The 13583-nt window shown below is 68.4% G+C and carries 10 protein-coding genes; 2 read left to right on the top strand and 8 right to left on the bottom strand.

Translation table 11 applies throughout. From position 1 onward, the window contains the following. Positions 1 to 3: 3 nt before the first annotated feature. From PG2T_RS03740 to PG2T_RS03730, 3 genes are read right to left on the bottom strand one after another with little or no spacing between them, the layout of a single operon-like run. A complete protein-coding gene (locus tag PG2T_RS03740; protein ID WP_068802890.1) occupies positions 4 to 1149 on the bottom strand; it encodes a response regulator in 1146 nt (381 codons plus the stop codon). Beyond that, entirely contained in the window at positions 1146 to 2198 is a 1053-nt protein-coding gene (glsA, locus tag PG2T_RS03735; RefSeq protein WP_068802889.1) for a glutaminase A, read from the bottom strand. The genes PG2T_RS03740 and glsA overlap by 4 nt, the downstream gene beginning before the upstream one ends. An 18-nt stretch (positions 2199 to 2216) precedes the next feature. Next, the gene (locus PG2T_RS03730) at positions 2217 to 2969 is read right to left on the bottom strand and encodes a MinD/ParA family ATP-binding protein (protein WP_068802888.1); all 753 of its coding nucleotides are present in this window, start codon (positions 2967 to 2969) and stop codon (positions 2217 to 2219) included. 349 nt (positions 2970 to 3318) lie between these two features. Between PG2T_RS03730 and PG2T_RS03725 the strand changes: the two genes are divergently transcribed. Further along, the gene (locus tag PG2T_RS03725; protein WP_068802887.1) at positions 3319 to 6759 is read left to right on the top strand and encodes a methylmalonyl-CoA mutase family protein; all 3441 of its coding nucleotides are present in this window, start codon (positions 3319 to 3321) and stop codon (positions 6757 to 6759) included. Positions 6760 to 7100: 341 nt separating this feature from the next. Here the strand turns inward: PG2T_RS03725 and PG2T_RS03720 are convergent, their stop codons facing one another. From PG2T_RS03720 to PG2T_RS03700, 5 genes are all read right to left on the bottom strand, one after another. After that, positions 7101 to 7493, bottom strand: coding sequence for a DUF6285 domain-containing protein (locus PG2T_RS03720; RefSeq protein ID WP_068802886.1), 393 nt, complete (start codon positions 7491 to 7493; stop codon positions 7101 to 7103). Positions 7494 to 7495: 2 nt separating this feature from the next. Continuing rightward, positions 7496 to 8518 carry a phosphotransferase family protein gene (locus tag PG2T_RS03715; RefSeq protein WP_068802885.1) on the bottom strand — a complete coding sequence of 341 codons (1023 nt, stop codon included), beginning with the start codon at positions 8516 to 8518 and terminating at the stop codon, positions 7496 to 7498. Further along, positions 8515 to 9684 (bottom strand): acyl-CoA dehydrogenase family protein, encoded by a 1170-nt coding sequence (locus PG2T_RS03710; protein WP_068802884.1) that lies wholly within the window; start codon positions 9682 to 9684, stop codon positions 8515 to 8517. Before PG2T_RS03710 ends, PG2T_RS03715 begins: the two co-directional genes overlap by 4 nt. 208 nt (positions 9685 to 9892) lie before the next feature. Continuing rightward, the gene (gene ppsR / locus PG2T_RS03705; protein ID WP_068802883.1) at positions 9893 to 10708 is read right to left on the bottom strand and encodes a posphoenolpyruvate synthetase regulatory kinase/phosphorylase PpsR; all 816 of its coding nucleotides are present in this window, start codon (positions 10706 to 10708) and stop codon (positions 9893 to 9895) included. A gap of 26 nt (positions 10709 to 10734) precedes the next feature. Continuing rightward, a complete protein-coding gene (locus PG2T_RS03700; RefSeq protein WP_068807679.1) occupies positions 10735 to 12300 on the bottom strand; it encodes a lytic transglycosylase in 1566 nt (521 codons plus the stop codon). A gap of 96 nt (positions 12301 to 12396) precedes the next feature. Here PG2T_RS03700 and PG2T_RS03695 point away from each other — a divergent pair, with 96 nt between their 5' ends. Continuing rightward, a complete protein-coding gene (locus PG2T_RS03695; RefSeq protein ID WP_068802882.1) occupies positions 12397 to 13572 on the top strand; it encodes a BaiN/RdsA family NAD(P)/FAD-dependent oxidoreductase in 1176 nt (391 codons plus the stop codon). Positions 13573 to 13583 lie beyond the last annotated feature (11 nt).

Raw genomic sequence — 13583 nt, 5'->3', positions numbered from 1 at the left:
GGCTCAACGTTCGCGCAGGGCGCGAGCCTTGGCGCGCAGGTCCTGGAAATACTCGCTTTCAGTGATTTCGGCCACCGCCCGCGAGCGGCTGGCGGCGTCGACTTCCAGCCGGTGAACTTCGGCCAGCTGGGCGCGCAGGGCGGCCTCCCGTTGGTTGAATTCGTGCACCATGCGCCCGAAGGCCCGCGCCAGTTCGCCCAGGTCGTCGGTGCGTTGCCCGACCCGTTCGAGTTCAGCCTCGTCCACGCGCTGGCCATCGCGCACGCTGGCGGCCGCCGCGGTCAGTTTGGCCACGTCCTTCAGGTAGCCGGTTTCGCGATCGCGGGCGCGCTTTTGCTCGATCGAGCGGGTCACGCGCGCGCGCAGCACCACCGGGTCGACGTTCTTGGGCAGAAAATCCACGGCGCCCAGATCGATGCAGCGCGCCACACTGTCCATTTCCGTCAGCGCGGAGATGACCAGCACCGGCAGTGATGAAAGGTCGGGATCGGCCTTCAGCCGTTCGAGTACCTGATAGCCGTCCAGCCCCGGCATGATGATGTCCAGCAGCAGCAGGTCGTACGGACGGCGCTGCAGCATGCGCAGGGCGGTATCGCCATCGCCGACCTCGTCGACCTGGTGGCCGAGCTGCCGCAGGCGCCGGCTGAGCAGGTCACGGTTCAGGTCATTGTCGTCGACGATCAGAATGCTGCTGCCGGTCAGCGGCACGAGCGGCGACTGCGGCAGCGATGGCGGCGCCGACTGCGGCTGGGGAGCGCTTTGAAGCCGCGTCGGGTCGTCGTTGACAGCCAGTCGGGCGAGCAGTTCAAGCAGTCTGCTGCGCGCCGTTTCGATGTGATCCACGTCCTCCTGCGGCGCGCCGTCCCACGACCGCAAGCCGGCGATGCCCGTTTCAAGTTCGGCCAGCGGCGCCTGCAGCGACGGCAGCCAGTCGGCCGGCAGCGGCCCGCTGCGCGGCAGCGTTCCGATCAGGTCGTTCAGCCGCTCACCGGACCGGCGCACCGGCTCGACCCGCCGCTGCAACTCGACGTCGTCCGGGGTGTCTTCGACCAGCAGGTTGGAGTAACCCAGAATGGCGTTGACCGGCGTGCGCAGGTCGTGCAACAGGTGCGCCGACAGCTCGACCGCCCCCCCCGGGGACGAGCTCATGCCGGTGGGGCCGACGGCGTCACCCGGGCGTGTGCAGGCCACGGCAGTTGCGCGGCATCCGCTGGCGGGGCGCTCCCGAAGCAGTGCAAGCCGAAGCGTTGCGACAGCTCCCGGCACACCGCCACACCGCGCACGCTGTTGCCGTGGCTGTCGAGCGGCGGCGAAAAAACGGCCATTCCCATGCGGCCGGGCACTACTGTCATGACGCCTCCGGAGACGCCGCTTTTGGCTGGAAGTCCGACATCGTAAGCCCATTGGCCCGCGTAGTCGTACATGCCGCAGGTGTACATGATGCTCAGCAGGTCCTGCACGTACTCGGCCTGCAGGGCGCGTACGCCGGTGACCGGGTTGACTCCGCCATTGGCCAGCGTGGCCGCCATCATGGCCAGGTCGCGGGTTGTAACCAGGATCGAGCACTGCTGGAAGTACAGATCGAGAACCTCCTCCACGTTCGGCGGCAGCATGCCGAAATTCAGCAGCAGGTGCGCGATGGAGCGGTTGCGGTGTCCGGTCTGCCGCTCCGAGGCGAACACGGCAACGTCCACCTTCGGCCGGCGGCCGATGTAGCGGCCGAACATGTCCAGCAGGCGGTTCAGGCGCTCGACGTGCGTGTCGCCCTTGATCAGGGCCGCGGTGGCGATGGCGCCGGCGTTGACCATCGGGTTGTGCGGCCGGTGGCTGCCCTCGTCCAGCTTGATGATGGAATTGAAGGCATCGCCGGTAGGCTCCACGCCCACCCGGGCGGCGACCGCCTCGCGGCCGTGGTCCTCCAGCGCCAGGCCGAACACGAACGGCTTGGAGATCGACTGGATGGTGAACTCCTGCTCGCAGTTGCCGGCCTCGAACAGCTGCCCGTCCGCGGCGCCGGCCACCGCAATGCCAAACCAGGCCGGATCGGCCGTGGCCAGCTCCGGAATGTAGTCCGCCACGCGGCCGTCCTGCAGGTCGCGGTAGCGCTGTTGCAACTCGCGCAGGGTGCTGCGAAACGGCGACACCGCGGTACGAATGCCGCGCACCAGGGCGCTGATATCGGAAGGCCGATCCTCCATCTCGCTGTCTCCTGACCGCTAGCGCAACAAGCGGGCGGCCATGGCGCTCACGGCGACCGCGTAAGGATCATCCGGCGAGCTGAGACCGAATATGCTTTCGCTGCCCAGGCTGAGCAGCCCTTCGCACAGCGGCAATATGGCCAGCACCGGGATGCCGAAGGCCTCTTCGGCGCGCGCGCTCAGGATTGCCCGGTCCATGCCCGGCAGAACCTTGTTCAGCACGATGTTTGCGTCCTGCACATCCAGTTGCCGGGCCAGGTCCACGGTAACCGCCGTGCCCTGGAAGTCCTGCCGGTCCGGTCGCACGATCAACAGCAGCGTGTCGGACACGGCAATCGAAAGCAGCGTTTCCTCGTTGACGCCAGGGTGGGTGTCGACCAATAGAAAATCCAGATCCAGCGCGCGACTGAGTTGCTGAAAGCCGTCATTGAGCAGGGCCACGTCAAAACCATGCTTGACGATGCGGGCAATATCGCCCGCTTTGATGCTCGAGGGCACCAGATGCACCGATCCGGTGCACGACCCAAGCACGGCCGTTCGGTCGTAGGTGGCAGCGAGCATCTCGCAGTTGCCCCACAGGAAGTCGTTCAGCGTGCGGCCGATCTGGTCCGGCGCCAGGCCGAACAGCACGTGGATGCCCGGCGACTGGATGTCGGTATCCACAACGCCCACGCGCTGGCCGGCGCGCGCCAGCGCCGCCGCCAGATTGGCCACCAGGTTGGACTTGCCGGTGCCGCCGCGATAGGAATGAATCGATACCGTCCGAGTCACTCTGCCCCTCCGTTGCCCGCTGGTATGCAGTGCAGTATGCAGCAGGCATGCCATACGACCGGGACCCGCAGCAGATACGGAGCGCTTGGGTTAGTCGCCGGGCCCGTCGATCAGCGCGTTTGGTGCTCGATTGGGATCGGCGCCAGCACGGCGGAGCCGAACGTCAACACGGTACTGGGCCGAAATTCCCTGCGCCACGATGGGGCGGCCGGAGGTCGGGCGCCTGTTCGGCCGTCGGGTGGCGGCGTCGCTACGTCGGTACGCGGCACCCTGACGCCCGTTTAGAATGCCCTCCACGACAGCGCCTGCCCGCATCGGCACCGCGCCGACCGCATCACGGAGTCCTCTCATGCACCCTCAGCGCTCGCCCGAAACCGCGGCGGTGACGGCCAGCCGGCCGCTGCGCTTCGTCACTGCCGCTTCGTTGTTCGATGGTCACGACGCAGCCATCAACATCATGCGCCGGCTGATGCAGGACCAGGGCGCCGAGGTCATCCACCTGGGGCACAACCGCGGCGTGCAGGAGATCGTGCGCGCCGCCCTGCAGGAGGATGCCGACGGCATCGCCGTGTCGTCCTACCAGGGCGGGCACGTGGAGTACTTCAAGTACATGGTGGACCTGCTGCGTGAGGCTGGCGCCGCCCACGTGCGCGTGTTCGGCGGCGGCGGCGGGGTGATCGTGCCGGCCGAGATCCGCGAGCTGGAAAGCTACGGCGTGGAGCGCATCTACAGCCCGCACGACGGCCGCGCGCTGGGCCTGGAAGGCATGATTGCCGACATGCTCGCGCGCACCGCCGAGCACCGCGTGGAGACGCTGCCGACCCGGCCGGCCGACCCGACTGAGCACCTGGCCATTGCCCGCTGTTTGACGGCCATCGAGAACCTGCATGGCGACGATCAGGCCAAGTCTCGCCTGTCCGGCGTGTGGCCCAAGCCCGGGGCGGCCCGCCCGCCGGTGCTTGGCATCACCGGCCCCGGCGGGGCCGGCAAATCCAGCCTCACCGACGAGCTGCTGCTGCGCTTCACGCGCCACTTTCCGGACCTGCGCGTGGCCATGCTGGCGGTGGACCCGACCCGTCGGCGCACCGGCGGGGCGCTGCTGGGCGACCGCATCCGCCTGAACGCGCTGGCCGACGAACGCATCTTCATGCGCTCGGTGGCCACGCGCCGCTCGCACCTGGCAACGTCCGTGGTGCTCAAGGACGAGATCGACTTCCTGGCCGACTGCGGCTTCGGGCTGATCCTGGTCGAGACCGCCGGCATCGGCCAGAGCGATACGGAAATCGTCGACCTGGTCGACCTGCCGATCTACGTGATGACCAGCGAGTACGGTGCCGCGACGCAGCTGGAAAAGATCGACATGCTCGATTACGCCGAGCTCATCGTGCTGAACAAGTTCGAGAAGCGCGGCGCCGAGGATGCCCTGCGCGACGTGCGCAAGCAGTGGAAGCGCAACCGGGTTGCGTTCGAGCTGCCGGACGACCAGGTGCCGGTATTCCCGACCATCGCCAGCCAGTTCAACGATCCGGGCGTGAACTGGCTGTTCGTGTCCCTGTGCCGGCGGCTGGTGGACAGGCTGGGCCTGGATGCGGCGCGCTGGACGCCGCAGCTGGACGTGACCCACCGCGAGCCGCGGGCGCAGGCGCTGATCCCGGGCGCGCGCGGCCGCTACCTGGCCGACATTGCCGGCGAAGGCCGCGCCATCCGCGCCCGGCTGGAGCGCGAGGCGGATGCTGCGAGTCTGGCCCAGAGCCATTACGAGAGCCTCAAATCCCTGGAAGATCCGGCGCTGCCGGCTCCACTGACACCGTATCCGCAGCCCGCGCTCGGCGGCGAGGGCGACCGCAGCCTGCTGACCCTGCGCCAGCGCTACAACGCGGCGCTGGGCGAGCTCAGCGACGAATCGATCGACCTGCTGCGCCAGTGGCCGGCCCGCCGCGATGCCGTCACCGCCGAGCACTACCGCTACGACGTGCGCGGCCGGGCCGTGACCGGCGACAACTACGTCGAGACCCTGTCGCGCCTGCGCATTCCCAAGCTCGCCCCACCGCGCTACCGCGACTGGGGCGAGCTGCTCAGATACCTGGGCAACGAGAACCTGCCGGGCGCCTATCCCTACACCGGCGGCGTCTACCCCTACCGGCGCGCGGGCGAGGATCCGACCCGCATGTTCGCCGGCGAGGGCACGCCCGAGCGCACCAACCGGCGCTTCCACTACCTGTCGCTGGGCCAGCCGGCGGCGCGCCTGTCGACGGCCTTCGACTCGGTCACCCTGTACGGCGAGGACCCGCACCCGCGGCCGGACATCTACGGCAAGGTCGGCAACTCCGGCGTGTCCATCTGCTGCCTGGACGACATGAAAAAGCTCTACTCGGGCTTCGACCTGTGCGATCCGGCAACCTCGGTATCGATGACCATCAACGGCCCGGCACCGATGATCCTGGCCATGTACCTGAACGCCGCCATCGACCAGCAGGTGGAGAAACACCTGCGCGCGAGCGGGCAGTGGCCGCAGGCTCAGCAAAGAATCGACCAACTACTGGCCGGTCAGCCACGGCCGGCCTACGCCGGCGAGCTGCCGCAAGGCAACGACGGCCTGGGCCTGGGCCTGCTGGGCGTGACCGGCGATCAACTGGTCGATGCCGACACCTACGCCCGCATCAAGGCCGACACCTTGCGAACCGTGCGCGGCACCGTGCAGGCGGACATCCTGAAGGAAGACCAGGCCCAGAACACCTGCATCTTCAGCACCGAATTCGCCATGCGCATGATGGGCGACATCCAGCAGTACTTCGTCGACCAGCAGGTGCGCAACTTCTACTCGGTGTCGATCTCCGGATATCACATCGCTGAAGCCGGCGCCAACCCGATCAGCCAGCTCGCCTTCACGCTGGCCAATGGCTTCACCATCGTCGAGTACTACCTGGCGCGCGGCATGGCCGTCGACGACTTTGCGCCCAACCTGTCGTTCTTCTTCTCAAACGGCATGGACCCCGAATACGCGGTGCTCGGCCGCGTGGCGCGCCGCATTTGGGCGCGGGCGCTTCGCGAGCGCTACGGCGCCAGCCCCCGGGCGCAGATGATGAAGTACCACATCCAGACCTCCGGCCGGTCCCTGCACGCGCAGGAAATCCAGTTCAACGACATCCGCACCACGCTGCAGGCGCTCTACGCCCTGTACGACAACTGCAACAGCCTGCACACCAACGCCTACGACGAGGCCATCACCACGCCGACCGAGGAATCCGTGCGCCGGGCGGTGGCCATCCAGCTGATCATCAACAAGGAACTGGGCCTGAACAAGAACGAAAACCCGCTGCAGGGCAGTTTCATCATCGAGCACCTGACCGACCTGGTGGAGGAGGCCGTGTATCAGGAGTTCGAGCGCCTGTCCGAGCGCGGCGGCGTGCTGGGCGCCATGGAGACCCAGTACCAGCGCGGCAAGATCCAGGAAGAAAGCCTCTACTACGAGCACAAGAAGCACGACGGCAGCCTGCCGATCGTGGGCGTGAATACCTATCTGGCCCGCGATGGCGTGCAGGATGCCGAATTCACCGGCGAGCTGATCCGCTCCACGGCAGACGAAAAACAGCTGCAGCTGGACGCCGTGAGCGGTTTTCAGGCCCGGCAGGCCGAAAGCACTGCCCCGGCCTTGGGGCAGTTGCAGCAGGCCGCCACGGCCGGCGAGAACACCTTCGCTGCTCTGATGGACGCCGTGCGTCACGCCACGCTGGGCCAGATCAGCCACGCGCTGTATCAGGTGGGTGGGCAGTACCGGCGCAGCATGTAGGACGAGCGGCTCTTGGCCGGTGCTACGGCGAGCAGGCGGTAGGGCGGGCTGGGCAAAAGCGATATTCGGCGATTTCGGTTGCGAGGAATGACGGCGCTTCCACAGCAGTGCTCAGGTGTGGGAGGCCCGCCCCCCGGCCGAATGGGGTGCCGGCGGATTCGCGGCGGGGGCGCCGCTCCCACGACGGATCCACCCGTCCAGCGAATTCTGGTTGTGGGAGGCCCGCCATCGGGCCGAACAGGGCGCGCTCAAACGCCTACATCCACGCTCGTCCGTCTACCCATGCGCCCGCCCACGCGGATGGCGCTAACTCACCCGGTGCCGGTCGGCGTCCTCGAAGCCTAGACCGGTTCGAAGGCGTCCAGATAGCGTGGATTGGCGATTTCGAGCTTGGCGCGCACGCTGTGCGTCAGCGCGGTGAACGTGCCGCTGGGTGCCCGGTCTTGGCGGATCAGGGTGCACAGGATTGCCTGCTGGGCGGCGACCGCCGCGGCGAGTTCGGATTCGTTCGCCGGAGATGGCGCGGCATCGCCCAGCAATGCGGTGAGGCGTTCCCATTCGGCGCGCAGCAGGGCCGGTTCCAGCGCCAGCTCGCGGTGCATCATGTCCAGCAGGTTGGCGGCCACCAGGGTGCGAAAGCGCAGGCGCGCGTCGCCGACCGTGGGCAGCAGCTCGGTGGTGATGAATTCGCGCACGGCGTCCAGCAGCTCCGGCGCGGTGGGGCGGTCCTGCACGGTCAGTCTCCGGGATGGCGCGGGTGGCGCGGGTCGAGCAGGCTCAGGATTTCGAGCTCGATCTCGGCCGTCATGCGACCCAGGCTGGCCAGTTCGAGGCTCGGTTCCTGGCCGGACAGGTGGCGGCGGGCCTGGGTGACGGTGGCGATGGCCCATTTGATGTTCGAGGCGACCTCGAACCAGTACAGCTCGCGCTCGGTAAAGTGCGTGCCGCGGGCGGTGTTGTAGGCGCTCAGGAAGGCCGCCATGTCGTCCACGCCGCCGTAGCGCTTGCCGGCCTCGCCAAAGCGCCAGGCGCGGATGGCGCCGAAAGTCAGATCCTCGCCGGGATGACCGCGGTGGGCGAATTCCCAGTCCAGTACGCCGACCAGGCCCGCCTCGTTCACCACCACGTTGCCGACGCGGTAATCGCCGTGGCACAGCACCGGCGGCAGCTCCGCCGGCAGGTGCGCGCGCAGCCAGGCAAGGCCCAGTTCGAGGGCAGGGTAGGGCTCCGCGACGGTTGCGAGCTCCTGTTCGAGCAGGCGAAGGCCATACGCCGCCGCGCCCTCGCCCGCGGCTGGGCCGGCCAGGAACGCCGCCTCGGTGGCGGCAATGCCGTGGATGGCGGCCAGCGCCGAGCCCATCTGCTGCGGGAGCACACGGCGCGCATTCGCCAGATTCGGCTCGCGCACGATGCGTCGGCCGAGCGTCTCGCCCTCCAGGCCGGCCATGACGAAGGCGGCCTTGCCGTGCACGTCGGGCAGATACGCATACGGCCGCGGCACCGCGACCCCGGCCTTGTACGCCAGTTCGATGACCGCGAATTCGTCTGCGCGCCCGAGCGCGGCGACGAACATCCGCCCGCCCGTGTCGCGGCGCATCACCAGGGCGAGCGCGCCGGCCGGCGTGACGATATCCAGCCGCCAGGACTGTTGCGAGGCGCCCCCGGCCAGCAGGGCAAGGCCCGTGATACGGGCCTCGGTGCCGAACTGCTCGCGCGCCCAGGGCGCGAGCGCCTCGCCGAGGGCTGCGGCTTCGTTCACGCGCCGTTTCGCGCCTGGCGCAGCAGGCGGATGCCGATGCTGGCGCGGTGCACCTCGGTGGCGCCGTCGTAGATGCGAAAGCCGCGGATCTCGCGATAGAAATTGGCCAGCGGCAGGTACTCGCTGATGCCGCGCGCCCCGCACATCTGCACCGCCCGGTCGACGATGCGATTGACGGCCTCGGCCACGAACACCTTGGCCATGCTGGTCTCGTGCAGCGCCTGCTGGCCGCGGTCCAGGCACCAGGCGGCCTGCCAGATCATCAGCCGTGAGGCGTGCATCTCGATCGCCGACTCGGCCACCAGGCGCTGCATTTCCTGGTGCTGGGCCAGGCGCTTGCCGAAGGAATCGCGCCGGTTGACGTACTCCATGGCGATGTCCAGCGCCCGCCCGGCGATGCCCAGCCAGCGCATGCAGTGCGTCAGTCGGCCGGGGCCCAGGCGCAACTGCGCGTAGTCGTAGCCCTTGCCGACCTCGCCCAGCACCGCGTCGTCGCCGACCCGGCAGCCGGCGAAGCGCACCTCGCAGTGGCCGCCGGGGAAGGCGTGGTCGAGCGTTGGCGTCAGAGCCAGGATTTCGAAGCCGGGGTTGTCGGCGTCGACCAGGAACAGGGTCGGCCCGGCCTCGGTGCGCGCCATGCAGATGGCGAATGCCGCGCCGTGCGCGCCGCTGATGAACCACTTGTCGCCGTCGATCACCCATTCATTGCCATCGCGCACGGCGCGTGTGGACAGCATGGCCGGATCGGAGCCGGCACCCGGTGCCGGTTCGGTCATGGCAAAGCAGGAGCGCACCTGCCCGCGCGCCAGCGGCGCGTAATGGCGTGCCCGTTGTTCGGCGCTGCCGACGGCATGCAGCAGGTGCATGTTGCCTTCGTCCGGCGCCGCGCAGTTGAGCGCCTGTGGACCCAGCAGACTGCGCCCGGCGGCCTCGAACACCAGCGCGCTGTCGCGCCAGTCCAGGCCCAGGCCGCCATACTCCACCGGCACGCGCGGCGCGAACACGCCGGCCGCGCGGGCCGCCTGTTGCAACTCGGCGCGGATGGTTTCCAGCCGGCCCGGTTCGGCAGCGACCTCGGCTTCGCGCGGGATGACGACCGCATCGACGAAGCCTCGGACCTGAGTAACCAGTGCCTCGATCCCGGGACGCGGGGAGAAATCGAACATCCGCGAGAGCCTCCTGTGCCTGAACCGCCCCGGGAATCACGGAGGCTGTTTGGTTTAAGTCATGCCGCCATCGCGACCTGACGGGAGAGTTGCCGGTCGTAGTTTGCTTCAGCTTCTGCGGGCGGGATATCCCTCAAACATGCGGAGTTGCTCAGGGTCTACTCTGGAACGCGCTGCAGTATTCAGCGTTTTCCCGGCGGCGAAAGCCTCAGAAGACGCGCCGTTTCAGGCCGAATTGTTGAATCACGGTGGTCGAGATTTCCTCGATCGACTTGTGGGTCGAGTCCAGGTGCGGGATGTTCAGGCGCTGGTACAGGCGCAGGGCCTGGCGGGCCTCGAACTGGCACTGCGGCAGCGAGGCGTAGCGGCTGCCGGGTCGGCGTTCCTCGCGGATGCGATGGATGCGCATCGGGTCGATGCTCAGGCCGAACAGCTTGTTGCGGTGCGGCAGAAGCGTTTTGGGCAGGGTCTGGTTCTCCAGATCCTCCTCCGTGAGCGGGAAGTTGGCGGCGCGGATGCCGAACTGCAGGCTCAGGTACAGGCTGGTCGGCGTCTTGCCGGAGCGCGACACGCCGATCAGGATGATGTCGGCCTCGGCCAGGTGTTTGCCGTCCACGCCGTCGTCGTGCGCCAGGCTGAAGTTGATCGCCTCGATGCGTTCCTCGTAGTCGCCGGATTCGGGCGAGCCGTGGGTGCTGCTGGCTTGATGCCGCGCCGCCATGCCAAAGGCGCTCTCCAGCGGTGCGATGAAGGTTTCCAGCACGTCCAGGCACAGCACGCCGGAACGCTTGATCACGGCCCGCAGCTCGTCGTCGACGATGCTGCACATCACGATCGGCGGCTCCCCGACGGCGGCCACGGCGCGGATGCGCGACAGCACCTGTTCGGCCTTCTGCAGGCTGTCGATGAACGGGATGTCGACCCGCTCGATCGCTGCGTCCGGAAAATGTGCCAGCAGCGCCTGGCCGAGCGTCTGCACGGTGATGCCGGTCTGATCGGAGACGAAGAAAACGCTGCGTGTCATGGGCCGGCGGCTGGGAGCAAGGCGACTCAGCTGCCGCCGCGGATCACGGTCAGGCGATCGCCCGGTTTGAGGGCCTGCGTGCGCAGCTCGCTGTTCCAGCGTTGCAACTGCTCCAGGCTGACGCCGAAGTTCTGGGCGATGCGCCAGGCGGTATCGCCGGAGCGCACGGTGTAGGTTTCGCGCCGGGTCGCGTCCGCCACGGCAGTGAGCTCGGCCGGGCGGAATATCGACACCGTCTTGCCCACGGCCAGTGCCGTGCCGGCAAGGCGCGGGTTGCAGGCGCTGATCTGCTTGGCGTCCACCTGGTAGCGACGGGCGATGCCCCACAGCGTGTCGCCGGCCGCGATTCGATGCACGACGCGCTCGCCGTCGCAGCCGCGGCGGGGCCCGGGCCGCGTGTCGGCGGCATAGGCCACCGGAATCATCAGATCCTGGCCCTGTTTGAGCATTCCGGTGTGCAGGCCGTTGGCCTGGCGCAGGGCGGCGATGCTCACCCGATAGCGATTGGCAACGCCGGTCAGGGTTTCGCCCGGCTGCACCTTGTGGCGCCGCCACTGCACGCGTCGTTGTGGCAGATCGGTGGTGGTGGCCAGCAGGGGCGTGGCCTGGCGCGGCAGAATGGCCAGCTGTTGCCGCGCCTGCTCGGCGACATCGACCGGCACCAGCAGGCGATGCGGGCCGCCCGGCGGCGTGCTGCCGCGGTGAAAGCCGGCGTTCAGGGCGCGGATGTCGTCCGGGTTCAGCGCCTCCACCGCGGCCAGCAGGTCGAGGCGGATCGGGCCTTCCGCGTCGACGGTGGTGAAGTAGGGCGCGTTCGGAATGTCCGGCAGGCTCAGGCCGTAACGGGCGGGGTCCTCGACCAGCTTGCGCAGGGCCAGCAGCTTGGGTACGTAGCAGCGTGTCTCGTTGCGCAATGGCAGATCAAGGAAGGTGGCACCAAGGCCGCGGCTGCGGTTGCTCTGGCACATGCGCGAGACGTAGCCCGGTCCGCCGTTGTACGCGGCCAGTGCCAGTGCCCAGTCGCCATTGAACTGCCGACCCAGCGTGCCCAGGTAGTCGAGCGCCGCGCGTGTGGAGTCGATGACGTCGCGGCGCTGGTCCACCCAGGCAGTCTGGTGCAGGCCGTAGTCCTTGCCGGTCTCGGACAGGAATTGCCACAGGCCGACCGCGTTACTGCGCGACACGGCATTCGGCTGGAAGGCGCTTTCCACGATCGGCAGCAGCGCCAGTTCGGTCGGCAGGCCGCGTTGTTCGACTTCGTTCAGGATGTGGAACAGGTAGCGACTGCCGCGACCCCAGGCGTTCTCGAGGAACAGTGGGTGGTCCACGTACCAGCGCAACTCGGTGTCGATCTGCGGGTCGTCCGGCATGTCGATGGCGAAGCCGGCGCGCAGGCGTTGCCAGATGTCGATTTCGCTTTCCGTGGCGAGTGTCGCCGCGGGTGCGGCGCTTTTGCGGGCGGTGCCGGAAGGTTCCGGTCGCTTGGCGTGTCCGCCGCCGCCGGTGGTCGAGCAGGCGGCCAGGATGAGCAGCATGCCGGCTGCCGCGAGCAGCGCGCCCACCCTGACCGCGTTCTGAAATGGTGTTGTCATCGAACGCATGGGCGAGAGTGTACTTGCGAAAATGGCCGTGCCGTCCGTTGCGGCCGCGACGCGGCAATCCTGCCGTCTGGGCCGGATAATTCGCGGATGCATTACGACGTGCTGATCATCGGCGGTGGCGCGGCCGGCCTCATGTGCGCGGCCGTGGCCGCGCGGCGTGGCCGGCGGGTGCGGGTGGTGGAGCACGCCAGCCGCGTGGGCAAGAAGATCCTCATGTCCGGCGGCGGGCGCTGCAATTTCACCAACCTGGGCACCACGCCGGACAATTTCCTGTCGCAGAACCCGCATTTCTGCAAGTCGGCGCTGGCCCGCTACACGCCGTGGGATTTCCTCGCGCTGGTCGAGCGCCACGGCATCCGGTATCACGAAAAGGAACCCGGCCAGCTGTTCTGCGACGAATCATCGCGGCAGATCGTGAGCATGCTTGTGGACGAGTGCGCCGCCTCCGGGGTCCAGATCAGCGTCGACTGCGCGGTGCAGCAGGTCCAGGGCGGCGAGGGCCGCTACACGGTGCACACCGCGCACGGCGTGCTCACCGCCACCTCACTGGTGGTGGCCACCGGCGGCCTGTCGATTCCGCGCATGGGCGCGACCGGCTTCGGTTATGTGCTGGCCCGGCAGTTCGGTCACGACGTGTTGCCGACCCGCGCTGGCCTAGTGCCGCTGACGCTCAGCGGCACGCACCTGGACCATTACGCGGACCTGGCCGGCGTGTCGCTGCCGGTCGAGAGCCGGTGCGACGGGCAGCGCTTCAGGGGCGGGCTGCTGTTCACGCATCGGGGTCTCAGCGGGCCGTCGATCCTGCAGATTTCGTCCTACTGGCAGCTGGGCGAGCCGCTGCTGCTGAATTTGACGCCGGACCTGGATGCAGGCGCGTGGCTGGCCGACCAGCAACGCCTGCGACCCGGCGTGGAACTGAAAACCCTGCTCGCGGAGCTGCTACCCAAGCGACTGGCGCAGCGTCTGTGCGAGCGCTGGCTGGAAAATCGGCCCCTGCGCCAGTACCGCGCCGACGAACTGCGCGACATCGCCGCGCGTCTTGCATCCTGGCCCGTGACGCCGAGCGGCACCGAAGGCTACCGCACGGCCGAGGTCACGCTGGGCGGCGTCGACACCCGCGAGCTGTCGTCGACGACGATGCAATCGCGCCGCGTGCCGGGTCTTTATTTCATTGGCGAGGTGGTCGATGTCACCGGCCACCTGGGCGGCTACAACTTCCAGTGGGCGTGGGCGTCCGGCGTGGCGGCCGGCCAGGCCGTTTGAGCGCCGCAGCG

The sequence above is a fragment of the Immundisolibacter cernigliae genome, assembly GCF_001697225.1.
Lineage (GTDB): Bacteria > Pseudomonadota > Gammaproteobacteria > Immundisolibacterales > Immundisolibacteraceae > Immundisolibacter > Immundisolibacter cernigliae.
Note: the sequence above shows the minus strand (reverse complement) of the source record. Positions and strands in the feature narration are given on the sequence as shown.